Origin of the sequence: Streptomyces sp. NBC_00237, from assembly GCF_026342435.1 — a bacterium.
Classification (GTDB): domain Bacteria; phylum Actinomycetota; class Actinomycetes; order Streptomycetales; family Streptomycetaceae; genus Streptomyces.
Map to the genome: position 1 here is coordinate 2,116,113 of NZ_JAPEMT010000001.1, position 23,635 is coordinate 2,139,747.

Consider the following 23,635-nt stretch of genomic DNA (forward strand, 5'->3'; position numbering starts at 1 on the left):
GGTAATCATTTTCATTAAGCTAGACCCGGCGGCGGGAGACTGCCGCCGAACCTGCCCAACTGGACTCGCTCGCAAGGGAGTCCAGTGATTCTCGAAATTCCAGGAGCCGACCACCCGTGACGACCGCCCACCCCGAACCGAAGCCGGGTCCCCTGCCCCCGCAGCCCCGGGCCGACCGTCCCCCCGCCCGCTCCGTCCTCCGTGACGCCCGCTTCCTGCGTCTGTGGACCGGCACCACCGCCTCCGGTCTCGCCACCTGGGCCCTGCCCTTCGTGCTCGGCCTCGCGGTCCTGGACCGCACCCTCACCGCACCCGTCCTGGGGCTGCTGCTGGCCGCCCGCACCGCCGGATTCCTGATAGCCGTGGCGGTCGGCGGCGTGCTCGCCGACCGCCACACCCGGCGCGGCGTCGTCCTGGTGGCGGCCCTCGCCGCCGCCCTCGCGGCCCCCCTGCTGGCCCTCGGGCTCGGCCGCTCCCTGCCGCTGATGGTGCTCGCCGCCGTCCTCGCGGGCGCGGGTCAGGGGGCCTGCCGCCCCGCCTTCCAGGCGCTGACCGCCGAGATCGTCGACCCGGCCCTGCGCCAGCAGGCCAACGCCGCGACGACCCTCTCCGTGCGCGCCACCACGCTCACCGGGCCCGCCCTGACCGCCCTGCTCGCCCTCTGGCTCGACACGGCGACGCTGCTCCTGGGCATCGGGCTGCTCTGGCTGGTCGCCGCCCTCGTCCCCGGCCGGGGCGCACCCGCGCACGCCGCCGAACCGGCCCAACGTCCTTCCCTGTACGGCGAGTTCGTCGAGGGCCTGCGGGAGGCCCGCCGCCACCCCTGGTTCCTGGCCGGGCTCGGCGCACTCACCACCGTCATCGCCACCGGCTACTCCGCCACCGGCGTCGCCCTGCCCCTGATCAGCCGCGACCGCTACGGCACCGAAGCCGTCCTGGCCGCCGCGATGACCGCGTACACGCTCGGCGCGCTCGGCGGAGCCCTCCTGATGGCCCGCTGGCGGCCCCGCGCCCAGGGCCGCACCGCCCTGCTGGGCCTCGCCTGCTACGGCTTCGCACCGCTCGCCCTCGCCCTGCCCGTGCACCCGGCCTTCGTCGTCGCCGCGTACGTCCTGGCGGGAATCGGCGTCGAGCTCTTCAACGTCCCCTGGTTCACCGCCACCCAGCGCGAGGTCGCCCCCGACAAGCTGGCCCGGGTCTCCTCCCTCGACTTCCTCCTCTCGTACGGGCTGGCCCCCCTCGGCCTCGCCCTGATCGCCCCCGCGATCACCGCCTTCGGCCCGGCCCCGGTCCTGCTGACCTGCGCCGCCCTCTGCTTCCTGGCCCCGGCGGCGGCCACCCTGGCCCGGGGCGCCCGCCACTTCTCCCGTACGGCGTGACCGTTCTCCGTATACGACGGAGCCCCGCCACCACCCTGCGACAGGGCGGTGACGGGGCTCCGGGGGAGTGGACCCGACCGGGTTTAGAGGTCGAAGTACAGCTCGAACTCGTGCGGGTGCGGGCGCAGCTGGATCGGGGCGATCTCCTGCGTGCGCTTGTAGTCGATCCACGTCTCGATCAGGTCGGGGGTGAAGACACCACCGGCGAGAAGGTACTCGTGGTCGGCCTCCAGGGCGTCCAGGACGGCCGGCAGCGAGGTCGGGACCTGCTGGACGGTGGCGTGCTCCTCGGGAGCCAGCTCGTAGAGGTCCTTGTCGATCGGCTCCGGGGGCTCGATCTTGTTCTTCACGCCGTCCAGACCGGCCATCAGCAGGGCCGCGAAGGCGAGGTACGGGTTCGACGACGGGTCCGGGGCGCGGAACTCGACGCGCTTGGCCTTCGGGTTGGAGCCCGTGATCGGGATGCGCATCGCGGCGGAGCGGTTGCGCTGCGAGTACACCATGTTGACCGGCGCCTCGAAGCCCGGGACCAGCCGGTGGTAGGAGTTCACCGTCGGGTTGGTGAAGGCCAGCAGCGACGGGGCGTGCTTGAGGATGCCGCCGATGTAGTAGCGGGCCATGTCCGAGAGACCGGCGTAACCCTGCTCGTCGTAGAAGAGCGGGATGCCGTTCTGCCACAGCGACTGGTGGACGTGCATGCCCGAGCCGTTGTCGCCGAAGATCGGCTTCGGCATGAAGGTCGCGGTCTTGCCGTTCTTCCAGGCGACGTTCTTCACGACGTACTTGAAGAGCATCAGGTCGTCGGCCGCGGCGAGCAGCGTGTTGAACTTGTAGTTGATCTCGGCCTGTCCTGCGGTGCCGACCTCGTGGTGCTGGCGCTCGACCTGGAGGCCGTTCTTGTCCAGCTCCAGGGAGATCTCGGCACGCAGGTCGGCGAAGTGGTCGACCGGCGGGGTCGGGAAGTAGCCGCCCTTGTACTTGACCTTGTAGCCGCGGTTGTTCTCGGTGGAACCGGTGTTCCAGGCGCCCGCTTCGGAGTCGATGTGGTAGAAGCTCTCGTTCGCCGACGTCTGGAAGCGGACGTTGTCGAAGACGTAGAACTCGGCCTCGGGACCGAAGTACGCGGTGTCCGCGAAGCCGGTGGAGGCCAGGTACGCCTCCGCCTTCTTGGCGACGTTGCGCGGGTCACGGCTGTACTGCTCGCCCGTGATCGGGTCGTGGATGAAGAAGTTGATGTTGAGCGTCTTGTCGCGGCGGAAGGGGTCGATCCGCGCCGTCGACAGGTCCGCGCGCAGCGCCATGTCCGACTCGTGGATGGCCTGGAAGCCGCGGATGGACGAGCCGTCGAACGCCAGCTCCTCGTCCGGGTCGAAGGCCGCGGCGGGGATCGTGAAGTGCTGCATCACACCCGGCAGGTCGCAGAACCTGACGTCGACGAACTTCACGTCGTTGTCGGCGATGAACTTCTTGGCGTCGTCGGCGTTCCCGAACATCCAGCTCCTCCTACTCCCGCCCGGGGCCGGACGGGGTTGCCGCGTCTTCTGCGGGTCTTCTGCGGGCCAGTGCGGTGGCACACGCTGGCGTCGACCATAGGCAGCCGGGATTTCTCCAGCATGACCCGTTTGTTTCGCCCAAGTTAACCAGCCCGCCCACCGCTCCCCGTCGAGCCCGCCCCGGCCGGACCGGGACGAAGGGGGGCGCAGTACCGTGGTGGGGTGGACAACAGGCAAGCAATCGGATCGTGGCTCTCCGGGCCGCGCGCGGCCGCCGAAGAGATGGGCGCCGACTTCGGGCACCGTGGCAAGCGCCTCGGGCTGCCCCCCGAGGGGCCCGGTTCGGTGGCCCCGCTGGGCCGCCGCTTCGGCGCGCTCTTCGTCGACTGGATTCTGTGCCTGCTCATCGCGAACGCCTTCTTCGCCCGCGGTGACACCCAGACAGCGGGCAACGCCGCGCTTCTCGTCTTCCTCGTACTGAGCGTCCTGACCGTCGGCACCATCGGCTGCACGCCCGGCAAGCGCCTCTTCAAGGTGCGGGTGATCTCCGAGCACGGCGGTCGCCTCGGCTTCGGCTGGGCCGTGGCGCGCGGCGTGCTGCTGTGCCTGGCGATCCCGGCGCTGATCTGGGACCGCGACGGACGCGGCCTGCACGACCGGCTGGCCCGTGCCGTCCAGGTGCGGATGTAGCCCAAGAGCGTACGCGGACAGCAGGACGGCCCCGGAACCTCAGGAGGTTCCGGGGCCGTCGCTTGCGTAGAAGGAACGGGAGGAGAGGGGTCAGCGGCCCTTCGGCATCTTCATGCCCTTCGGCATGGGGCCCTTCGGGAGCGGCATGTTGCTCATCAGGTCGCCCATCGCGCGCAGCCGGTCGTTGGTCGCGGTCACCTGCGGACCGGTCAGCGTGCGCGGCAGCTTCAGCATCGTGGTGCGCACCTTCTTCAGCGGGATCTGGCCCTCGCCGTTGCCCACCTGGAGGTCGGTCACCGGGACGTCCGGGCCGACGATGCGCGCCATCTTCTTCTTCTCGGCGCCCAGCAGCGTCTTCAGCCGGTTCGGGTTGCCCTCGGCCACCAGGACGATTCCGGCCTTGCCGACCGCCCGGTGCACGACGTCCTGGTTGCGGTTCATCGCGACCGCGGGGGTCGTCGTCCAGCCTCGGCCGACGTTGTCCAGTACGGCAGCAGCGGCCCCCGGCTGTCCTTCCATCTGCCCGAAGGCAGCGCGCTCGGCACGCCGTCCGAAGACGATCGCCATCGCGAGGAAGGCCAGCAGGAAGCCGAGGATGCCCAGGTAGACCGGGTGACCGATCAAGAAGCCGAGGCCCAGCAGGACGCCGAAAACGACGATGCCCAAGCCGAAGACGATAAGACCCACCTTGGGGTCCTGCCGCCGGGTCATCTTGTACGTCAGGGCAATCTGCTTGAGTCGCCCCGGGTTCGCAGTGTCCGCGTTCGCTGCGCGTTCCTTCCTCGCCATGCGAGAAAGTTTACGTTGCCTAGGACGTACGAGCGGACACGGCCTCCAGCACGTGCTGCGTCTCGATGCGGTCCTTCGCCCGGCGGCGGTCCTCCAGTACGGCGGTCCAGGCGTTCCGGCGCGCGGTGCGCTGTCCGGTGCCCATCAGCAGGGACTCGACGGCGCGGAGCGCGTCGGTCACGGACGGGAGGGCGTTGGCGCGTACGGCCTGCATTCGGGGGTCCCCCTCGTAGCAACGGCGAATGGGCAATCGGTGGTGCTGCGGTGCTGCGGTACTGAGGTGCCGAGGAACTGCGGTGCGTAAAGCCAGGGTCACTGATTGGTGTTACCAGCACGTGACCGACCGGTCAAACGGCGATGAAACCTTGACGGTAGGGGCGAAAACGTTGACGCGGCCCGTACACCGCCCCTTACCTGCGGGGACCGTACGGGCCGCGTCGTCACGGCTATTACTGCTCAGTAACTACTTGTGCGCCGATTCACACGGCGGGCGTGGGCTCCAGTGCCCCGCGACGCTCCATCGCCTGGCCGTAGAGACGGCCCGCGCGGTACGAGGAACGGACCAGCGGCCCGGACATCACACCGGAGTAGCCGATCGCGTCGGCCTCGTCCTTCAGCTCGACGAACTCCATCGGCTTCACCCAGCGCTCGACGGGGTGGTGCCGCGGCGAGGGGCGCAGGTACTGCGTGATCGTGATGAGCTCGCAGCCCGCCTCGTGCAGGTCCTTCAGCGCCTCGCTGACCTCTTCACGGGTCTCGCCCATGCCCAGGATCAGGTTCGACTTGGTGATCAGACCGGCCGCGCGCGCCTTGGTGATGACGTCCAGCGAACGCTCGTAACGGAAGCCGGGGCGGATGCGCTTGAAGATGCGCGGCACCGTCTCCACGTTGTGCGCGAAGACCTCGGGGCGGGACTCGAAGACGACGTCCAGCAGCTCGGGGACCGCGTTGAAGTCGGGAGCCAGCAGCTCCACCTTCGTACGCCCGGCCTCACGGCCGGCCGTCTGCTGGTGGATCTGGCGCACGGTCTCCGCGTACAGCCAGGCGCCGCCGTCCTCCAGGTCGTCGCGCGCGACGCCCGTGATGGTGGCGTAGTTCAGGTCCATGGTGACCACGGACTCGCCCACGCGGCGCGGCTCGTCACGGTCCAGCGCCTCGGGCTTGCCCGTGTCGATCTGGCAGAAGTCACAGCGCCTCGTGCACTGGTCACCGCCGATGAGGAAGGTCGCCTCGCGGTCCTCCCAGCACTCGTAGATGTTGGGACAGCCGGCCTCCTGGCACACCGTGTGCAGTCCTTCGCCCTTCACCAGGGCCTGCATCTTGGTGTACTCGGGACCCATCTTCGCCCGGGTCTTGATCCACTCGGGCTTGCGCTCGATGGGGGTCTGACTGTTCCGGACCTCCAGGCGCAGCATCTTGCGTCCGTCGGGTGCGACAGCGGACACGTCCGCACTCCCTCTTGCCGTAATGGCTTCGATTCATCGGCGAACACCAGGGTACGCCCGATATTTGCATGGCACTACGTCCGGACAACCTGGACCCGGACAGGGGCATTCCCTAGACGGCCGTTTTCTCGACGGCGCGGGGCGTGAGCACCGACTCCGCCATCACCGCGTTCAGGTGCTTCTCCACCACCGGCAGGACCTCCTCGATCGTCACGTCGCGCCCCAGCTCGTTCGCCAGCGAGGCGACGCCCGCGTCGCGGATGCCGCACGGCACGATCCGGTCGAACCAGGTGTTGTCCGGGTTCACGTTCAGCGAGAAGCCGTGCATCGTGACGCCCTTGGCGACGCGGATGCCGATCGCGGCGAGCTTGCGGTCCTCGCGCCGCTGACCGGCGTTCGAGGGGGCGTACTCGGGACCGTTGAGCCGCGCGTCGAACTCCGGGTCCGACAGCCGAGGGTCGAAGTCGAGCGAGAGCCCGCCGATCGCCGGACGCTGCTCGACGGGGTCCCCGAGCACCCAGACGCCGCTGCGGCCCTCGATCCGGGTGGTCCCCAGGCCCAGCTCCGCACACGCGCGGATCAGGGCCTCCTCAAGACGCCGCACGTGCGCGACCACGTCCACCGGACGCGGCAGCTTCTGGATCGGGTAGCCGACGAGCTGCCCAGGACCGTGCCAGGTGATCTTGCCGCCCCGGTCCACGTCCACGACGGGAGTGCCGTCCAGGGGGCGCTCGCTGTCCTCGGTGCGCCTGCCCGCCGTGTAGACGGGAGGGTGCTCAAGGAGCAGACAGGTGTCCGGCACCTCGTCGGCGAAGCGGGCGGCGTGCACCTCACGCTGCTTCTGCCATGCCTCCTGGTACTCGACGGCCTCTTCGCCGAATCCCAGTCGGACGAACCGCAGCTCACTCACGGTGTGTCTCCTTCGTATCGCCACGCCCTCAGCCACTGTACGGCGGCCGGGACGACGCCCCCGGGGCAGGGAGGGGGCCGGGGCGGGAGACGGGATCTCCGTCAGCGCTCCCCCTGAATCGTCACACGATCGGATGAAGTAGAGGCGCAGAGGCCGGTTACGGGGCCCAGGATCGCTAAATTCGCGCCGTCCCATGCAGGGCTGCCACCCGGGGCCCGGAAGGCAGGAGAGCTCAGAGCTGATGACGGAACGACCTCCGCAGCGCATTCCCAACCGACAGCTCGCCGCGCTCATCGCGGAGGCGGGATTCTCCAACGCGGGTCTGGCCCGACGGGTCGATCAGCTGGGACTGGAACACGGGCTCGATCTTCGGTACGACAAGACCTCGGTCACCCGCTGGCTGCGCGGCCAGCAGCCGCGCGGCACCACGCCCGCACTCATCGCCGAAGTGTTCACCAGGAGGCTGGGCAGACGGCTCTCCGCGCAGGACCTGGGACTGGACGCGTGCGCTCCGGTCTATGCGGGGCTCGAATTCGCGGCCACGCCCGAAGAGGCCGTCGACATCGTGAGCGGCCTGTGGCGCAAGGACTCCGGCAGCCACGCCGAGCTGCGCAAGATCGCCTTCACTCCGGCGGGGCTCGTCGTGCCCAGCCGGGACTGGCTGATCGGGCGGGCCGACGACCGGGTCGGGCGGGGCGAGGCCCCGCCGGTGAACGGTGCGGCGGCGGCCCGGGTCCCCGCCCAGGGCGGACGCCCCGCCGTGCTGCCCCGGCAGCGCCAGACCGACCGGGGCCCCGGCCAGCGGGTCACCTCGGGCGACATCGCGGCCCTGCGCTCGGTGGCCGAGCTCTTCCGCACGCTGGACCACGCCTACGGCGGCGGGCACGCCCGGCAGGCCCTCGTGCGCTATCTGGAGCACGAGGCGGAACCGATGCTGCGCGGCACCTACGGCGAGGCGATCGGGCGGCGGCTCTTCTCGGCCGCCGCCGATCTGACCCGGCTGGCGGGCTGGACGTCGTACGACATCGCCGCGCACGGGCTGGCCCAGCGGTACTTCGTGCAGGCGCTGCGGCTCGCGCAGGCGGCGGGCGACCGGGCGTACGGCAGCTACGTGCTGGTCACCATGAGCAGGCAGGCCGTCTACCTCGGGCACGGGCGGGAGGCGGTGCAGCTCGCGCGGGTCGCCCAGCAGGGCGTCGGCTCGTCCGCGCCGTCGGTCGTCCAGGCGCTGCTGCACGCAGTGGAGGCGCGCGGACACGGAGTGCTCGGCGAGGTGCGGGCCTGCACGTCGTCGCTGGTGCGGGCGGAGCGGGCGATGGAGGCGTCCAGGCCAGGGGACGACGTGCCGCACTGGGCGAAGTTCTTCGACGAGGCGCAGCTCGCCGACGAGTTCGGGCACTGCCACCGGGACTTGCAGCAGTACCGGGCTGCGGCGCAGCACGCGGAGAAGTCCTTGCAGCTCAGGCCGCACGGATACGCGCGCAGTCGGCTGTTCTGCCGGGTGGTGCTCGCGCAGGCGCGGCTCGGGCTCGGGGAGCTGGACCAGGCGTGCGCGCTGGGCGCGGAGGCGGCGCAGCAGGCATCCGAGATGCGGTCGGCGCGGGCCACGGAGTACGTGCGGGAGTTCGAGCGGCGGCTGGAGCCGTACCGCGACGCGGCGGCGGTGCGGGGGTACCGGGACCGGGTCGCCGCGTTGGGCTGACGTCCTGGTGTACGGGTGCCGGGGCCGGGTCGCGTCGACGACCAGGCCCCCGGGCCTTCAGGGCGTCAGTTCCGGGCCGCTCCTCCCACCTGGACCTCGGCCGGGGCGCGGGGCGGGGTGCGGTGGTCGCATCGAGTTGTATGAGTATGAGAGGGGACTCAGGCCGCCTCGCGCAGCTCCTCCGCCGCGTAGCCGGGGCGGATGCCGAAGTCGCGCAGGATCTCCTGCGCCGCGCGGCGGCCCGAGTGCAGTGCGCCCTGCACGGTGCTCGTCTCCCGGTGGTCTCCGCACACGTACAGACCGGAGAGCAGCCGGACGGGGCGGCGCACGTCGTGGGGTGCGGGCATCGCGGGCACGGCGTCCGGCTCGTGGTGGACGGCCAGGAGTTCCCAGTCGTCGGTGGACGTGCCGTACAGCCTCGACAGGTGGGAGCGGACCCCGTCGTCCAGGTCCGGCGGGGGACTGCCGAGGACCGTGGAGGAGATCAGCACCCTGCCGTCGGGCGCACGCGTGGGATCGACCGCGCTGACGACGGCGGTGTGCGACACGGGGCCGCTCCGGTCGGCCTCCAGGACCAGGGCCGAGCCGGTCGCGGGAGCCGTGGCGGCGGTGTGGTGCAGCACGGTCACCGGGTGGAAGTCGGGCACGCGCAGGCCGGGCAGCAGCTCGGCGGCGGCACGCGCCCCGGTGGCCAGGAGCAGGGAGCGGCAGCCCAGTTCGCCGTCCTCCTTGGTGGTGACGGAGGAGATGGAAGCGCCCGTGACGTGCACTCCGGTACGGACGGTGCCCGGCGGCAGAGCGGCGACGAGGAGCTGCGGCAGGGTGTCGGCGCCGCCCTCGGGCAGGCAGAGCCGACCGCTGGCGAAGCCGCGCAGGGCGAGGTCGGCGCACCGGCTGGACGTGGTGAGGTCGGGGTCGGAAAGCAGGGCGGACAGGAGCGGGCGCAGGAAGCCGTCGACCGTGCGGGACGGCAGGCCCCGGCTGAAGAGGGCGTCCAGCGCGGGGAGTTCGGGCCGGGCGAGGAGCTTGTCGACGGGGGTGGTGGCGAAGCGGGCCAGCGCGGCGCTCAGCCGGGCCTGGTCGAGGGCGCCGCCGAGGGGGCGGGAGGTGGGCGACGTGGGGGCGGCGGCGGTGAGCCCGAGCGAGGTTCCGTTCCTGGGGGCGCTCGCGAGGGCGCGCGCTGCGGTGAGTGCGCCCCTCGCGCCCCGTACCCCCGAGCCCCGTACTCCCGCGACCTCGCCCGCCCGGTAGTGGCGGCCTCCGCTGTGCACCAGGACTCCCGGGGCGAACGGGCGCAGGGCGAGGTCTTCGAGACCCGGGGTGCGGAGCAGCTCGGGGTAGGCGCTGCTGAGCACCTGGCCGATCCGGTCGAGCCGGAATCCGTCGATCCGCTCGGTGGACATCCGCCCCCCGACGTAAGGGGCGGCCTCCAGGACACTGACTGTTACACCGGCCCGTATGAGCTGGTGGGCGGCACAGAGTCCGGCGACCCCTGCTCCTACGATGACGACGTCCGCGTGGTGCGCTGGGTTACGCACGTGCCCCTCCCCGAGGTCGGCGCGGCTGTGGTGCAGGGCCTATGCCCTCGACAGCCGTACGGGATACCCGTACTGGACGTGCAGCGTAGAAGTCGGCACAGCTTCTCCGGCAGGCGCGCACCTCCCGTGCACCGATGCACGGCGGTCGCACGGAACCTGCGCGGGCCGCGGTGCCGCGCCTGCTCCGGTCGTAGCGCCGCGCCTGCTCGGGCCACGGCGCCGCGCCTGCTCCGGTCGTAGCGCCGCGCCTACTCCGGCCGCAGCGCCGCCCCGATCGCGTCGTCCACCGTCGGGAACGCGAACGAGAACCCCGACTCCAGCAAGCGGGTCGGCACCACCCGCTGACTGCCCAGCACGTCCCCCGCCAGCTCCCCGAGCGCGACACGCAGTGCCACCTTCGGTACGGGGAAGAGGGTCGGCCGGTGCAGCACCCGCCCCATCGCCGCCGTCACCTCCTTGTTGGTGACCGGCTCGGGTGCGGTCAGGTTCACCGGCCCCGACAGCGACTCGGTGTCGATCAGGTGCCGCAGCGCCGCCACCTCGTCGTGCAGTGCGATGAAGCTCCAGTACTGGCTGCCGTCGCCGAGCCGCCCGCCCAGGCCCGCCCTGAAGATCGGGAAGAGCTTTCCCCAGGCCCCGCCGCCGCGCGCCACTACCAGACCGGTCCGCGCGAACACCGTCCGGATGCCCGCCTCCTGCGCCGGTGCGGCGGCCTCCTCCCAGTCCACGCACAGCGACGGCAGGAACCCGTCGCCGGGAGGGGCTTCCTCGTCGACCCGCCGGTCGCCCGTCTCCCCGTAGAAGCCCAGCGCGGAGCCGCTGACCAGGACCCGGGGCGGTACGTCCAGCGAGGCGATCGCCTCGGTGAGCGCGGAGGTGCCCAGCAGCCTGCTCTCGCGCAGCTCCCGCTTGTACGCGTCCGTCCACCTGTGGTCGCCGATGCCCGCGCCCGCCAGGTGCACCACCGCCTCGCACCCGACGAGGCCCCGGGCGTCGACGTAACTCCTCTTCGGGTCCCACGTCACCTCGCCCCCGGTCCTGGCGGGCCGTCGCACCAGGCGTACGACCTCGTGCCCGTCCGCGCGCAGCGAGCGCACAAGTGCCGTACCGATGAGGCCCGTAGAGCCCGTGACTGCGATCCGCATGGCGTCCATGACGACCATCCTGCCCCGGGGAGGGGCAGGTGCGCGCCGCGTGGCACAGTGTCGCCATGCCGGAGACGCATGAAAGCCCCGACACTCCCGTGACCCCCGTCGACACGGTGACCGTACGGGCCGCCACTTTCGCGGACGACCTGGCACTGGGTGCCCTGGACAGGGACACCTGGTCGCCGCTGAGCGCCGTGACACCCCCGCCGGAGCCGCCGTATGGGCCGTACTTCGACGAACGGCACTTCCCCGAGGACGTCCTGGTCGCCGAGGAGGACGGCCGCCTGCTCGGCTATGTGCGGCTCGTGCCGCCCACCCCGCTCGCCTGCAACGCGCACGTCCTCCAGATCAACGGTTTCGCGGTCGCCGAAGAGGCACGCGGCCGGGGCATCGGCCGCACCCTGGTGCGGGCGGCCTGCGCGGAGGTGCTGCGCAGGGGAGGCCGCCGGATCACCCTGCGGGTGCTCTGCCACAACACCCCCGCACGCGCCCTGTACGAGGCGGAGGGGTTCGCGGTGGAAGGGGTGCTCCCGCAGGAGTTCTTCCTGCGCGGGGAGTACCTGGACGACGTGCTGATGGGGCGGGCGCTCACCGACTGAGGCCCCGTGCGCGGCGGCCGGGGAGGGAGCGGACTCCCGGGTCCGAACGGCGCGAAAGGGGCACTGCGGGCATAGTGATCGACAGGGGTACGCGCACGGAGCGCCGTGCGGGTGCTCGCACGCAGCCCTTGTCGTCTGCCCCGAGGAGCCGAAGCGCGATGAGCTCGGTCCGCGCCCGCCAGGGACAGGTTCCCCGGTGGCAGAGGGGCGAGAAGGCCCCGCTGTGGCTGCGGCTGCTTCCCCTGGTGGTGCTGGTGCTGCTGGCGCTGGCCGACCGGATCACCCCGGACGACGTGGAGCTGAGCTACTTCGTCGCCGCCCTGCCGCCGCTCGCCGCCCTGCTGTACGGGCCGGTGAGCACCGCGCTCATGGGGGCGGCGGTGCTGTTCTACGCGCAGTACGACACCGGCGACTTCGCGCACCAGGACGGGGTGCTGCTCTCCCTGGTGCTGCTCTGCGTGACGAGTGTGGTGGTGTCCTGGTCGCGCACGCGCAGGGAAGCCCTGCTGGTGACCGTGGGGACGGCCGCGGAGGTGGCGCAGTTCGCGGTGCTGCCGCCGCTGCCCGCCGTGGTGGGCCGGGTGCACTGCTTCGGCCTCTACCGGGCGGCGGAACTGGGTGCGCTGGTGAGCGGCGACCTGTACGACGTGCGGGCGGGGCCGAACGGGGTGCGTGCCGTCGTCGCCGACGTGGAGGGGCACGGGCCCGGCGCGGTCGCCACGGTCTCCGCCCTCCTCGGGGCCTTCCGGGAGGCCGCGCTCGACGACGCCGACCTGCCCGCGGTGGCCGCGCGGCTGGACCGGCGGCTGGTGGTCGACTCGGCGGCGGTGGAGCACGCCGAGCTGTTCGCGACCGCCGTGCTCATGGAGTTCGCCGAGGACGGCCTTTCGGTGCGGGTGGTCTCCTGCGGGCACCCGCCGCCGCTGCTGCTGCGGGACGGCCGGGTCAGCGAGCTGCGGCTCGACCCCGCGCCGCCGCTGGGCCTCGGGCTGACCGGGTTCGGCCCGCCCCAGGTCACCGTCGTGCCGCTGGAGCCCTGCGACCGCATCCTGGCCCACACCGACGGCATCACGGAGGCGCGGAACGCCGAGGGCGCCTTCTATCCCCTGCGGGAGCGCCTCGCGGCACTCGACCCGTCCGAGGGGGAGCTGGCCGACCTGGCGGAGGCGGTCCAGCGCGACCTGGTGCGGTTCGCGAAGAACGTGGAGGACGACGTCGCACTGCTGCTGGTGGAGCCGGACTCGGACAACTGCCCGGACGGGCCGGAGGCGGCGAGGGGGAGCGGCCCCGCCGCCTGAGAGCGTGCCGTGGTCCGGGAGGGGGGTCAGGACAGGCTCATGCCCCGGGTCAGCTCCTTCAGGCACCGGGCGGCGAGCTCGGCGGGCGATCCCGGGCCCTGTGCGGGGGCGTCGGTACGCGCCCATTCCTCCAGTGCCGTACGGATGGCAGCCGTCGCGGCGGCCCCGGCGAGCCGTACCTCCAGGGGGTCGGCCCCCGGTCCGGCGAGCGCGGTCAGCACCGGGAGCAGCTTCTCCTCGCCCTCCTGGTTCACCCGGTACCAGACGGCCCGCAGCGCCGGGTCCCGGTCGGCGGCGCGCAGCAGTCCCCGGGTCCAGTCGAGCTGTTCGGCGGCCCGCGGGTCGGGGGTGGAGAGGACTTCGGTGACGGCCCGCTCCAGGTTGCTCAGCACCCCGGAGCCCGGCTCCGCCGAGGCGAGCAGGGCCAGCCACTGGTCGCCGCCGCCGGACAGCAGCGGGGCGACGGCGTCCTGCTTGCTGCGGAAGTACCGGTAGAAGGTGCGCAGCGCGACCCCCGCGCGGGTGGCGATGGCCTCGGCGGTGGTGCCGTCGGGACCGTGCTCCGCGAACAGTTCGGCGGCGGCGCGCGCGATGTCGAGCTGGGTGGCGGCCTTGCGGCGCTCGGTGAGGGAGGGCTTGGGCTGTGGTGTCTTGGGCTGCTGGGGCTCGGTGCTCACCTGGGCAGCGTACGCCCAGGAAGGTCCGCACACCGGCGGGGGTGCACGAAATGACCTAGTGACAAATCGTGCCACTTGGGCGTAACGTGAAGAGTGATCCCGAAGGAATCCGATCCGGAGGGGGACGAGGACCGAAGACTGCGGAAGAGGAAGACCATGCAGCGTTACGAGGGCCGTCGCGTTCTGATCAGCGGTGCCGGATCGGGCATCGGCCGGGCGACCGTGCACCGCGTACTCGCCGAGGGCGGCCGCGTGTTCGCCGTCGACGTCAACGAGGCGGGGCTGAAGGAGACCGCCGAGCAGGCCGCCGCCACCTCCGTCGAGGCGGCGCGGCGCCTGAGCACCGAGGTGCTGGACATCTCCGACGAAGCCGCAGTCAAGGCCGGGGTCGCCGGAGCCGTGGAAGCCCTGGGCGGCCTGGACGTCCTGGTCAACGCGGCCGGAATCCTGCGCTCCTCGCACACGCACGAGACCACGCTCGACTTCTTCAACAAGATCATCGCGGTCAACCTGACCGGCACCTTCCTGATGATCCGCGAGGCGATACCGGCCCTGCTGGCGGGCGACAAGCCGGTGATAGTGAACTTCTCCTCGACCTCCGCCTCCTTCGCCCACCCGTACATGTCGGCGTACGCGGCCAGCAAGGGCGGCATCCAGTCGATGACCCACGCCCTGGCCGCCGAGTACAGCAAGCAGGGCCTGCGCGTCGTCGCCGTCGCACCGGGCTCGATCGCCTCCGACATGACCAGCGGCAAGGGCCCGGGCCTGCCCGAGGACGCCGACATGACGCTCTTCATGAAGCTGGCCCCCGCCCTCGGCCAGGGCTTCGCGGGACCGGAGACCGTCGCGGGCGTCGTGGCGATGCTCGGCTCGCAGGACGGGGCGTTCATCACGGGCACGGAGATCCGCATCGACGGCGGCACGCACTACTGAGCGGGGCCGAAGGAGTGTGCTGGGCCGGGGCCCGGCCCAGCACACCCCCGCCCGCTCTCCGGCCGGTGCGTCCGGCCGGGCGCCCTCCCGCGACGACCACCGAGCCGGACGTCTCGTCGAACACCGAGCTGAAAGCGCTGAGCCCCATGACCAGCACCGCATCCACTCCCGCCCCGGGTGGGGCCTCCTGGGCCGTCCCTCAGCCCGAGATGCTGGATGCGGTGCTCCCTGGCCGGACGGGCAGGGTGCCGAGCCGCTCCAGCCCTGCCCTCAACCTGGGCTGAGTGGAACTGGGGTTACGGATGGGGGCTACGCCCCTCGGCCCCCGCACGGGCTTCGCCCGCGCGTCCTCAAGCGCCGGAAGGGCTGGAGCCGGGCGTGCTGGAGTCGGGCGTGCTGGAGCCGGGCGTGCTGGAGTCGGACGGGCTGGAATAGCCGCTAGTCGCCGAACCTCTCCCACAGCTGAGGGAAACGATCCGCCAGAGCACCGTCGTCGTCCAGGTCGAGGGCCGTGCCCTCGGGCTCCGCCGCCTGCGCGGGCACCCCCAGGTCCGGTGCCACCGACCCCGTCAGCTGCTCGTACGCCTCGTCCGCCGCGTACCCCAGCTCCTCCCCGTCCCCGTCGATCTCGTCGTCGAAGTCGTCCAGGAGCCCGGCCAGGTCGTCCGGCTCGTGCAGGGCGCCCTCGAAGACCTCCCGGCCCTGGCCGATCAGCCAGCACCGGAAGTAGTCGAACGCGTCGTCGCTCGCGCCGCCCATCATGACGACCGCGGCCCCCCACAGATCCCACCGGTACGCGCGGTTGTAGCGCACCTCGAAGTGTCTGGCGAAGTCGAGCACGGCGTCGGGGTCCAACTGGAGCAACCGCTCGACCAGCAGGTCGGCATGGTCCTCGGGGTCGCCCTCGGCGGCCGCGCGGGTCCTGTCGACGATCTCCCAGAATTCCGTCTCGTCCATCACGTGCTCCAGCATCGGGCTTGCGGGGGTGCGGCGCACGCGGAGCGCCCGGATGAGGGCCTTCTCGTTACCCGCGCTCGTTACCCGCGCGACCCCCGGCGCCGCTCACCCCGACCCGTACGCGTGCTTCGTGCACGTACACGGGTCCGGCTGTCGGCGTTCTTCCGGACCCACCCCGCGCTCCCCGTTCCCGCAGGTCCACGTCCCGTGTGACCGTCCGATGATTCACTCGTTTGAAGGGCAAGCGACGCACGCACTCTCACCCACTCGCACCCTCAAGGGAGCTGCCCTCGCCATGGACACGCAAGACCGTACGGAACCCGTCGGGGCCCACGGGGCCCCGCTGAGCGTGGCGCGGGCCGAAGCCGCGCTGGTCGAGCACTATCCGCGCCTCGTCAGACTCGCCTTTATCACCCTTCCGCCCTCCCTCGGACGCCACCGCCGGGTCCTCGCCGCCCACGGACTCGTGCAGCGCGCCCTCCCGTCCGTCCGGACCCGGGTCGGTCGCACCGCCGCCGCACCCGCCCCGCCCGCCCTCCCCGCCCAGCGCACCGCACCCGTGGAGAGTGCGTACGTCACGCTGCGCGCCCGGGTGCTGCGCGAAGCGCTGGTGTACGGGAAGCGGCCGGGCTGGTGGCCCCGGCGCGGACCCGGGCCCGAGCGCCTGCGCCCCCTCCTCCCCACCGTGTGGGGCCTGCGCCTCTTCCCCGCCGCCGGCGGCGCCGACGAACTCGCCCTGGAACAGGCCCTGTCGGGTGTCGACTCCGCCACCCGCGCCGCCCTCGCCCTGCACCGGGTGGAGGGCCTGGGCGAGGAGGAGACCCGGCAGCGCCTCGCCGAGGCAGGTGTCGCCGAGCCCGCCCTCGCCCTGCGCACCGCCGAACGGATCGGACGGCAGGTGCTCGGCGAGCCGGGCGAGGGGGTACGACACCCCCTCCTCTCCGGCGAGTTCGACCCCTGCTTCGTGCACACGCGCCCCACCGACCTCCTGCGCCGCCGCCATCGCGTCCGTACCGCAGGAGCGGCACTCGTCGTCGCGGCCGTCGCCGCCGGAGTCCTGCCCGTCGTGCTCGGCGACGCCCCCGGCCCGCCGGAGCGCACGGCCGCCACCGGCACCGTCAACGCCTCCATAGCGGGGCGCGTCCTGGATCCCCGCAACCTGGTGCGTTCCGCCGACGACGCATGGGCGGACACCTCCCGCGTCGACTTCACCGTCTGGCCCGCCCGGGGCGAGCGCCGCGACGACCTCCCGCTGCTCGACCGCGCACTGAAGGTGTGGGCGAGTCCGGCCCGTACGGTACGGATCTCCAGCACGCCCGGTGCGGGCACCCAGCCGCCCACGGCCCCGCCCCGTCTGCTGTACGCGGGAGACGTCGACGGCACGGCCGTGGTCCTCCTCAACGACGGCGACCGTACGGTCCGCTACGCCGAGCCCGCCGACAGCGAGGAGCCCCCGGCGCTCGACTTCGCCCGTACCGACGACGCGGACGTGGTGACGGGCGCGGCCCTGGTGGTGACGAGGGACGGTGCCGGCACCCGCTTCCTGCTCGCCCCCTGGATCGACGAGACCACCACCCGCGACCTCCTCAAGCCGAACTCCCCGGGCGGCAAGCTGGGCGTGCGCGGCGACGGTGTGACGGACCCCGTCCGACGCCCGGGAGCGGGCGGTACGTGCGACTCCTGGCCGGTCCTCCAGCTCCGCTCCTCCGAGCTGATCGTCGAGAAGCACGCCTTCCTCCTCACCGACCTGGGCGACCTCGCCCCCGTCCACCTCACCTACACCCCGCCGCCCGGCAGCGGCGCCCCCGCGCGCCAGCCCCGCGAGGCGACGAGCACCGCCGCCCTCCAGACCTGGGCGCACAGCGCCTGCCACCTCCCCTCGATGCGCGGCTTCGGGGTGCGCGCGGTCAACAACTGGGTGTACGCGCAGCAGACGCTGCCCGAGGCGGGCGGCCGGGCGGACTGGGTCTGCACCCGGGCCGACACGTGGCGCGGACCCGGCCGGGTCATGGTCCAGCTCCACCTGCCGTCCACCGCCCCGACCGCCCTCGGCACGGCGGTCGCCACCGCCGAGGACACGGCGTCGTGCAGCCGGTTCGGCCAGCACGTGCTGGCGGGGGCGGGCTGGCGGGCCCCGAAGTCGGGCACCTGGTACCTCCTCGCGGCGGGCAGCCGCAAGGTGCTCTCCATCGAGGCCACGGGCGGGGTCAAGGCCGACGCCGACGGGCCGACGATGGCGGTGCGGGCGCCCCAGGGGGCACGGGCGGAACTGAAGGCGAAGATGGCGGACGGCTCGACGCTGGAGGGCCTGCACTGAAGAAGCCCTGAGCCGCGCCGTAAATCCAGACAGTGGCTGTCGGGTATGGACGGCATTCTCTTTCGTACGGGACGTCCGGGACGACGAAGGAGCCGCACATGAATGCCGACCAGCCGAACCTGACCGGCCGCATCGCCCTGGTGGCGGGCGCGACCCGGGGCGCGGGCCGCGCCATCGCCGTGGAGCTGGGTGCGCTCGGCGCGACGGTGTACGTCACCGGGCGCACCACCCGCACGAAGGTCAGCGAGGTCGGCCGGACGACCGAGACCATCGAGGAGACCGCCGAACTGGTGACGGCGGCGGGCGGCGAGGGCGTCGCCGTGCCGACGGACCACCTGGAGGTGGAGCAGGTACGGGCGCTGGTCGAGCGGATCGACCGGGAGCGAGGGCGGCTCGACGTCCTCGTCAACGACATCTGGGGCGGGGAGCACCTGATCGAGTTCGGCAAGAAGATGTGGGAGACGGGGCTCGAACACGGGCTGAGGATGCTCGACCTCGGCGTCACGTCCCACATCATCACCAGCAGTTGCGCGCTGCCGCTGCTGGTGCGTCACGAGGGCGGGCTCGTCGTCGAGATCACCGACGGCACCGCCGAGTCGAACAAGGGGTTCCGGGAGAACTTCTACTACGACCTCGCCAAGAACGCGCCGATCCGGATGGCGTCGAACCTGTCCCACGACCTGGCGGACGTGGGCGGGACGGCGGTGTCCGTCACCCCCGGCTTCCTGCGCTCCGAGCAGATGCTCGACCACTTCGGAGTGACGGAGGCGAACTGGCGCGACGCGATCGAGAAGGAGCCGACCTTCGCGATCGCGGAGTCGCCGGTGTACGTGGGACGGGGGATCGCACGGCTGGCGGCGGACGGCGGGCGGGGGCGGTGGAACGGCCGGTCGCTGTCCAGCAGGGACCTGGCGGTGGCGTACGGGGTGCGGGACGCGGACGGGTCGCAGCCGGACGCGTGGGGGTACTTGGCGCGGGTCGGCGCGGGGGAGGAGGGGGTGTCGGTGGACGAATACCGCTGAGCCCTGCCGGGGGCGGGGCGGTCTCGGTCCCGTGCGGGACCGTCGTGGCTGGTCGCGCAGCTCCCCGCGCCCGACACCGGCTGAGCCCCACCGGCGCCCTCACCCGTACAGGCCCTCACCCGTACAGCCGGTACAGTCCCCTCGTCGCATCGGCCAGCGCCGACCGCAGTTCCGGCGGGCCCAGTGCCTCCGCCTCCGCGCCCAGCGGGAGGAGTTGGGAGGTGGCGACCTCCACCGACTCCATCGGCACGGTGACCCGCACCCACCCCTCCACGTCCGGCGGTCCCGCCACGGCCAGCGCCTCGCGGGCGACCGGAGGGTCCATGACGCGCGGCAGCCCCCGCACCCCCGCCGGGGAGAGCCGCAGCTCCGCCTCCATCCGCAGGAGCGAGCGGGAGAACTCCGCCGCCCGGGACTCCCAGAAGGCAGGCAGGTCGAAGTCCTCGTCCCGGATGAAGCCCGAAGAGGTCACCGTCACCGCCGTGAAGCGGTCCAGCCGGTACACCCGGAAGTCCCCCGACTCCGCCCGTGCGCAGACGTACCAGATGCCTCCCTTGAGGACCAGGCCGTACGGCTCCAGACGGCGTTCGACCGTGCGGTTGGACCGTCTCTGGTACCGCGCCTCGACGACGAGGTCGCCCCACACCGCCTCCGCCACGGCGGGCAGCGACTCCGGTGTCACCGGCTCCTGGTACCAGCCGGGCGCGTCCAGGTGGAAGCGCTGCGCGGCATTCGCCGACGCGTCCCGGAGCGACGGCATCAGCGCCGCCGACACCTTCAGGCGGGCCGCCGACGCCGCGTCCTGAAGCCCCATCTCCCGCAGCGCGCCCGGCAGCCCGGACAGGAAGAGCGCCTCCGCCTCACTGCGCCCGAGGCCCGTCAGGCGCGTGCGGTAGCCGCCGATCAGGCGGTAGCCGCCCGCCCGGCCCCGGTCCGCGTACACGGGCACGCCCGCCTCGGAGAGCGCCTGGGCGTCCCGTGTGATGGTCCGCTCGGACACCTCCAGCTCCTGCGCCAGTTCGGCGGCCGTCATCATCGGCCGGGACTGGAGCAGCAGCACCATCTTGATCAACCGGGCAGCACGCATGCCCCACATCATGCGGGAACGCGAAACGGCCGGTGCCCCGCACACCCGAAGGCGTGCGAGGCACCGGCCGTACAGAGTGAAGCCCTACAGGCCGTAGCGCTCCCGCGCCTCCTTGACCGCCGAAGCCGGGACGGAGCCCTTCTTCGCCAGCTGCGCCAGCGTCGCCACGACGATCGACTGCGCGTCGACGCCGAAGTGACGGCGGGCCGCCTCACGGGTGTCGGAGAGACCGAAGCCGTCCGTGCCCAGCGAGGTGTAGTCCTGCTCGACCCACTGGCTGATCTGGTCCGGGACCTGACGCATCCAGTCGCTGACCGCGACGACCGGGCCCGGCGCGTCGGCCAGCACCTTGGTCACGTACGGGGTGCGGAACTCGCCCTTCAGCGCGGCCTCGTCGGCCTCCAGCGCGTCGCGGCGCAGCTCGCCCCACGAGGTGGCGGACCAGACGTCGGCGAAGACGTTCCAGTCGGCCGCCAGGAGCTCCTGCGCCTCCAGGATCCAGTGGATCGCGGTGCCGGAGGCCAGCAGCTGGGCGCGCGGGGCGTCCGGCGAGGTGGCCGCCGGGGCGTCCTTGAACTTGTAGAGGCCCTTGACGATGCCCTCCTCGACGCCCTCGGGCATCGCGGGCTGCGGCATCGGCTCGTTGTAGACCGTCAGGTAGTAGAAGACGTCTTCCGGCTTCTCGCCGTACATCCGCTTCAGACCGTCCTGGACGATCACCGCGACCTCGTACGCGAACGCCGGGTCGTAGTTCAGCGACGCCGGGTTGGTGGCGGCGATCAGGTGCGAGTGGCCGTCCGCGTGCTGGAGGCCCTCACCCGTCAGCGTCGTACGACCGGCGGTCGCGCCGACGATGAAGCCCTTGCCGAGCTGGTCGGCGAGCTGCCACATCTGGTCGCCGGTCCGCTGCCAGCCGAACATCGAGTAGAAGATGTAGAACGGGATCATCGTCTCGCCGTGCGTGGAGTACGCGGTCGACGCGGCGATGAAGTCCGCCATGGCCCCGGCTTCGGTGATGCCCTCGTTGAGGACCTGACCGTCCTTGGCCTCCTTGTAGTACATGAGCTGGTCGCGGTCGACCGGGTCGTACGTCTGGCCGAGCGGCGAGTAGATGCCGGCGGAGGGGAAGAGCGCCTCCATGCCGAAGGTGCGCGCCTCGTCGGGGACGATCGGCACCCAGCGCTTGCCGGTCTCCTTGTCCCGCATCAGGTCCTTCACCAGGCGGACGAACGCCATGGTGGTGGCCATGCCCTGCTTGGAGCCCTTCTTCAGCGCGGCGAAGGACTTCTCGGCGGGCTGCGGGAGGGGTGCGACCGGGTGCACGCGACGGGCCGGGGCGGGGCCGCCGAGGGCCGCGCGGCGCTCCTGGAGGTAGCGCACCTCGGGGGAGTCGGCGCCCGGGTGGCCGTACGGGACGAGGGAGTCGTCCAGCTTCGCGTCCGGAATCGGAAGCTCAAGCAGGTCGCGCATGGCGCGGAACTCCTTGCCGGTGAGCTTCTTCATCTGGTGGTTGGCGTTGCGCGACTCGAAGGTCGGGCCGAGCGTGTAGCCCTTGACCGTCTGGGCCAGGATCACGGTCGGCTGGCCCTTGTGCTCGACGGCCGCCTTGTACGCCGCGTACACCTTGCGGGCCTCGTGGCCGCCGCGCGAGGTGTGGAAGCACTCGGCGATCTTCGCGTCGCTCAGCACGGCCGCGAGCTGCTGGAGCGCGGGCTCGGCGCCGAAGAAGTGCTCGCGGATGTACGCCACGTCACGCGTCGCGTACGTCTGGAACTGGGCGTCCGGGACGGCCCGCAGACGGCGCAGCAGCGCACCCGTGGTGTCGAGCTGGAACAGCTCGTCCCAGGCGGTGCCCCACAGCGACTTGACGACGTTCCAGCCGGCGCCGCGGAAGGCGCCCTCCAGCTCCTGCACGACGCGGAAGTTGGCGCGGACCGGGCCGTCCAGGCGCTGGAGGTTGCAGTTGATGACGAAGGTCAGGTTGTCGAGACCCTCACGGGCGGCCAGCGTGAGGGCCGCCGTCGCCTCGGGCTCGTCCATCTCGCCGTCGCCGAGGAACGCCCACACGTGGGAGTTCGACGTGTCCTTGATGTTGCGGTTCTCCAGGTAGCGGTTGAAGCGCGCCTGGTAGACCGCGGAGAGGGGGCCGAGACCCATGGAGACGGTGGGGAACTCCCACAGCCAGGGGAGACGGCGCGGGTGCGGGTAGGAGGGGAGGCCGTCGCCGCCCGCCTCCTGCCGGAAGTTGTCGAGGTGCTGCTCGGAGAGGCGGCCGTCGAGGAAGGCGCGGGCGTAGATGCCGGGGGAGGCGTGGCCCTGGATGTAGAGCTGGTCGCCGGAGCCGTCACCCTCCTTGCCGCGGAAGAAGTGGTTGAAGCCGGTCTCGTACAACCAGGCGGCCGAAGCGAAGGTGGCTATGTGACCGCCGACGCCGAAGCGCGAGCCGCGGGTCACCATGGCCGCCGCGTTCCAGCGGTTCCACGCGGTGATCCGGCTCTCCATCTCCAGGTCGCCGTCGAAGGCGGGCTCGGAGGAGGTCGGGATGGTGTTGACGTAGTCCGTCTCCAGCAGCTTGGGCAGCGCGAGACCGGCGGCCTCGGCGTGCTGGAGGGTGCGACGCATCAGGTATTCGGCCCGGTTGGAGCCTGCGGCCTTGGCGACGGCGTCGAGGGAGGCCGCCCATTCGGCGGTCTCTTCGGTGTCGCGGTCCGGGAGCTGGTCGAGCTCGCTCGGAGCCTTGCGTACGGGGTCGGTCATGACGCCGCCTTCCGGGAAGGAGGGGGTGGAGAGAGAGGGGGGTCTGTGTCTGGCAGGACGGGACCCGGTGGTGCTTTTTGACGGGACCTTGATGAGGTCCGCCGTCGACTGTAAGGACTGATCGATGATCGATCAAAGTTTGAGCCGAAAAAATCCTTCCGCAGCACAAAGTAGGCATTCCGTGCCACGGAAAAGGGCACGAAGTGTCAGTGATGAAAGGTGCATAAGGGGCAATTCAGGCTCGGGGTGCACATCCGAGCACGTGTGCCTTCACCAGTTCACCGATCCGGGGATCACGCCGACGGAACGCCTCGACGAGATCCTCGTGCTCCTCCGCGTACGACTTCTGCACGGTCCCCAGCCACCTGATCGACAGCGCGGTGAAGACCTCGATGCCCAGGCCCTCCCAGGTGTGCAGCAGCACGCCGTTGCCCGCCGCCCGCACCAGCTCCCGGTGGAAGCCCACCGTGTGCCGCACCTGCGCGGTCCCGTCGACCGCCCGGTCGGCCGCGTACAGGGCCACCACGTGCGGTTCCAGGGCCGATACGTCGTCGGCGAGCACGGGGGCGGCCAGCTCGGCGGCGATCTGCTCCAGGCCCGCCCGTACCGGATAGCTCTCCTCCAGGTCGGCGGCCGTGAGGTTGCGTACGCGTACGCCCTTGTTGGGGGCCGACTCGATCAGCCGCAGCGTCTCCAGCTCGCGCAGGGCCTCCCGTACGGGCGTCTGGCTGACCTGCAACTCGGTGGCGATGCGGCGCTCCACGATGCGCTCGCCCGGCTTCCAGCGCCCGCTGACGATCCCCTCCACGATGTGCTCGCGGATCTGTTCGCGGAGCGAGTGGACGACGGGCGGGTTCATGGGTGCTCCTTCAGGAAATACCGACGCGCTGGGAA

21 protein-coding genes are annotated in these 23,635 nt (G+C 71.8%); 9 read left to right on the forward strand and 12 right to left on the reverse strand.

The window, feature by feature from the left end; all coding sequences use genetic code 11:
- The first annotated feature begins 116 nt into the window (after positions 1–116).
- Positions 117–1,379, forward strand: coding sequence for an MFS transporter (locus OG897_RS09370; RefSeq protein ID WP_266654704.1), 1,263 nt, complete (start codon positions 117–119; stop codon positions 1,377–1,379).
- An 83-nt stretch (positions 1,380–1,462) separates the two neighbouring features.
- Here OG897_RS09370 and glnA read toward each other — a convergent pair whose 3' ends face one another.
- On the reverse strand, positions 1,463–2,872 hold the full coding sequence (gene glnA / locus OG897_RS09375) for a type I glutamate--ammonia ligase (protein ID WP_266654707.1): 1,410 nt from the start codon (positions 2,870–2,872) through the stop codon (positions 1,463–1,465).
- Positions 2,873–3,094: 222 nt separating this feature from the next.
- On the opposite strand from glnA, the gene OG897_RS09380 reads away from it, so the two are divergent.
- Positions 3,095–3,562 (forward strand): RDD family protein, encoded by a 468-nt coding sequence (locus OG897_RS09380; protein WP_266654709.1) that lies wholly within the window; start codon positions 3,095–3,097, stop codon positions 3,560–3,562.
- Positions 3,563–3,652: 90 nt separating this feature from the next.
- Here OG897_RS09380 and OG897_RS09385 read toward each other — a convergent pair whose 3' ends face one another.
- The 4 genes from OG897_RS09385 to lipB form a co-directional block, all read right to left on the reverse strand.
- Positions 3,653–4,351 (reverse strand): DUF4191 domain-containing protein, encoded by a 699-nt coding sequence (locus OG897_RS09385; RefSeq protein WP_266654711.1) that lies wholly within the window; start codon positions 4,349–4,351, stop codon positions 3,653–3,655.
- Positions 4,352–4,370: 19 nt separating this feature from the next.
- Positions 4,371–4,565, reverse strand: a complete 195-nt coding sequence (locus OG897_RS09390; RefSeq protein WP_266654713.1) for a hypothetical protein — start codon at positions 4,563–4,565, stop codon at positions 4,371–4,373.
- 265 nt (positions 4,566–4,830) lie between these two features.
- Entirely contained in the window at positions 4,831–5,796 is a 966-nt protein-coding gene (gene lipA / locus OG897_RS09395; protein ID WP_266654715.1) for a lipoyl synthase, read from the reverse strand.
- A 112-nt stretch (positions 5,797–5,908) separates the two neighbouring features.
- On the reverse strand, positions 5,909–6,706 hold the full coding sequence (gene lipB, locus OG897_RS09400; protein ID WP_266654717.1) for a lipoyl(octanoyl) transferase LipB: 798 nt from the start codon (positions 6,704–6,706) through the stop codon (positions 5,909–5,911).
- Positions 6,707–6,947: 241 nt separating this feature from the next.
- Here lipB and OG897_RS09405 point away from each other — a divergent pair, with 241 nt between their 5' ends.
- Positions 6,948–8,408 carry a regulator gene (locus OG897_RS09405; RefSeq protein WP_266654719.1) on the forward strand — a complete coding sequence of 487 codons (1,461 nt, stop codon included), beginning with the start codon at positions 6,948–6,950 and terminating at the stop codon, positions 8,406–8,408.
- A 158-nt stretch (positions 8,409–8,566) separates the two neighbouring features.
- Here OG897_RS09405 and OG897_RS09410 read toward each other — a convergent pair whose 3' ends face one another.
- Both OG897_RS09410 and OG897_RS09415 read right to left on the reverse strand, forming a co-directional pair.
- The gene (locus OG897_RS09410; RefSeq protein WP_266654721.1) at positions 8,567–9,946 is read right to left on the reverse strand and encodes an NAD(P)/FAD-dependent oxidoreductase; all 1,380 of its coding nucleotides are present in this window, start codon (positions 9,944–9,946) and stop codon (positions 8,567–8,569) included.
- A 248-nt stretch (positions 9,947–10,194) separates the two neighbouring features.
- Positions 10,195–11,100, reverse strand: a complete 906-nt coding sequence (locus OG897_RS09415) for a TIGR01777 family oxidoreductase (RefSeq protein WP_266654723.1) — start codon at positions 11,098–11,100, stop codon at positions 10,195–10,197.
- A gap of 56 nt (positions 11,101–11,156) precedes the next feature.
- On the opposite strand from OG897_RS09415, the gene OG897_RS09420 reads away from it, so the two are divergent.
- Entirely contained in the window at positions 11,157–11,693 is a 537-nt protein-coding gene (locus OG897_RS09420) for a GNAT family N-acetyltransferase (protein WP_266654725.1), read from the forward strand.
- Positions 11,694–11,851: 158 nt separating this feature from the next.
- A complete protein-coding gene (locus OG897_RS09425; RefSeq protein ID WP_266654727.1) occupies positions 11,852–12,991 on the forward strand; it encodes a PP2C family protein-serine/threonine phosphatase in 1,140 nt (379 codons plus the stop codon).
- A 26-nt stretch (positions 12,992–13,017) separates the two neighbouring features.
- Here OG897_RS09425 and OG897_RS09430 read toward each other — a convergent pair whose 3' ends face one another.
- Positions 13,018–13,668 carry a TetR/AcrR family transcriptional regulator gene (locus tag OG897_RS09430; protein ID WP_266654729.1) on the reverse strand — a complete coding sequence of 217 codons (651 nt, stop codon included), beginning with the start codon at positions 13,666–13,668 and terminating at the stop codon, positions 13,018–13,020.
- Between the two features lie 156 nt (positions 13,669–13,824).
- On the opposite strand from OG897_RS09430, the gene OG897_RS09435 reads away from it, so the two are divergent.
- Both OG897_RS09435 and OG897_RS09440 read left to right on the forward strand, forming a co-directional pair.
- Positions 13,825–14,601: an SDR family NAD(P)-dependent oxidoreductase gene (locus OG897_RS09435; RefSeq protein ID WP_266654731.1), complete on the forward strand. Its 777-nt coding sequence runs from the start codon at positions 13,825–13,827 to the stop codon at positions 14,599–14,601.
- Positions 14,602–14,747: 146 nt separating this feature from the next.
- On the forward strand, positions 14,748–14,885 hold the full coding sequence (locus tag OG897_RS09440; RefSeq protein ID WP_266654733.1) for a hypothetical protein: 138 nt from the start codon (positions 14,748–14,750) through the stop codon (positions 14,883–14,885).
- Positions 14,886–15,039: 154 nt separating this feature from the next.
- Here OG897_RS09440 and OG897_RS09445 read toward each other — a convergent pair whose 3' ends face one another.
- Entirely contained in the window at positions 15,040–15,558 is a 519-nt protein-coding gene (locus tag OG897_RS09445; RefSeq protein ID WP_266654735.1) for a DUF4240 domain-containing protein, read from the reverse strand.
- A 295-nt stretch (positions 15,559–15,853) separates the two neighbouring features.
- On the opposite strand from OG897_RS09445, the gene OG897_RS09450 reads away from it, so the two are divergent.
- A complete protein-coding gene (locus OG897_RS09450; RefSeq protein ID WP_266654736.1) occupies positions 15,854–17,875 on the forward strand; it encodes a hypothetical protein in 2,022 nt (673 codons plus the stop codon).
- A 98-nt stretch (positions 17,876–17,973) separates the two neighbouring features.
- The gene (locus OG897_RS09455) at positions 17,974–18,897 is read left to right on the forward strand and encodes an SDR family oxidoreductase (RefSeq protein WP_266654737.1); all 924 of its coding nucleotides are present in this window, start codon (positions 17,974–17,976) and stop codon (positions 18,895–18,897) included.
- 115 nt (positions 18,898–19,012) lie between these two features.
- Here the strand turns inward: OG897_RS09455 and OG897_RS09460 are convergent, their stop codons facing one another.
- From OG897_RS09460 to OG897_RS09470, 3 genes are all read right to left on the reverse strand, one after another.
- On the reverse strand, positions 19,013–19,984 hold the full coding sequence (locus OG897_RS09460; RefSeq protein ID WP_266654738.1) for a YafY family protein: 972 nt from the start codon (positions 19,982–19,984) through the stop codon (positions 19,013–19,015).
- 84 nt (positions 19,985–20,068) lie between these two features.
- Positions 20,069–22,741 (reverse strand): pyruvate dehydrogenase (acetyl-transferring), homodimeric type, encoded by a 2,673-nt coding sequence (gene aceE / locus OG897_RS09465; protein ID WP_266654739.1) that lies wholly within the window; start codon positions 22,739–22,741, stop codon positions 20,069–20,071.
- Between the two features lie 235 nt (positions 22,742–22,976).
- Positions 22,977–23,600 (reverse strand): GntR family transcriptional regulator, encoded by a 624-nt coding sequence (locus tag OG897_RS09470; RefSeq protein ID WP_189821807.1) that lies wholly within the window; start codon positions 23,598–23,600, stop codon positions 22,977–22,979.
- Positions 23,601–23,635: the final 35 nt, after the last annotated feature.

Bases quoted from the DNA above. Each gene is read 5' to 3' on its own strand.
- glnA (WP_266654707.1), bottom strand. From the start codon at position 2,872: ATGTTCGGGAACGCCGACGACGCCAAGAAGTTCATCGCCGACAACGAC.
- OG897_RS09385 (WP_266654711.1), bottom strand. From the start codon at position 4,351: ATGGCGAGGAAGGAACGCGCAGCGAACGCGGACACTGCGAACCCGGGG.
- OG897_RS09390 (WP_266654713.1), bottom strand. From the start codon at position 4,565: ATGCAGGCCGTACGCGCCAACGCCCTCCCGTCCGTGACCGACGCGCTC.
- OG897_RS09405 (WP_266654719.1), top strand. From the start codon at position 6,948: ATGACGGAACGACCTCCGCAGCGCATTCCCAACCGACAGCTCGCCGCG.
- OG897_RS09415 (WP_266654723.1), bottom strand. From the start codon at position 11,100: ATGGACGCCATGCGGATCGCAGTCACGGGCTCTACGGGCCTCATCGGT.
- OG897_RS09420 (WP_266654725.1), top strand. From the start codon at position 11,157: ATGCCGGAGACGCATGAAAGCCCCGACACTCCCGTGACCCCCGTCGAC.
- OG897_RS09425 (WP_266654727.1), top strand. From the start codon at position 11,852: ATGAGCTCGGTCCGCGCCCGCCAGGGACAGGTTCCCCGGTGGCAGAGG.
- OG897_RS09435 (WP_266654731.1), top strand. From the start codon at position 13,825: ATGCAGCGTTACGAGGGCCGTCGCGTTCTGATCAGCGGTGCCGGATCG.
- OG897_RS09440 (WP_266654733.1), top strand. From the start codon at position 14,748: ATGACCAGCACCGCATCCACTCCCGCCCCGGGTGGGGCCTCCTGGGCC.
- OG897_RS09445 (WP_266654735.1), bottom strand. From the start codon at position 15,558: ATGGACGAGACGGAATTCTGGGAGATCGTCGACAGGACCCGCGCGGCC.
- OG897_RS09450 (WP_266654736.1), top strand. From the start codon at position 15,854: ATGGACACGCAAGACCGTACGGAACCCGTCGGGGCCCACGGGGCCCCG.
- OG897_RS09455 (WP_266654737.1), top strand. From the start codon at position 17,974: ATGAATGCCGACCAGCCGAACCTGACCGGCCGCATCGCCCTGGTGGCG.
- OG897_RS09460 (WP_266654738.1), bottom strand. From the start codon at position 19,984: ATGCGTGCTGCCCGGTTGATCAAGATGGTGCTGCTGCTCCAGTCCCGG.
- aceE (WP_266654739.1), bottom strand. From the start codon at position 22,741: ATGACCGACCCCGTACGCAAGGCTCCGAGCGAGCTCGACCAGCTCCCG.
- OG897_RS09470 (WP_189821807.1), bottom strand. From the start codon at position 23,600: ATGAACCCGCCCGTCGTCCACTCGCTCCGCGAACAGATCCGCGAGCAC.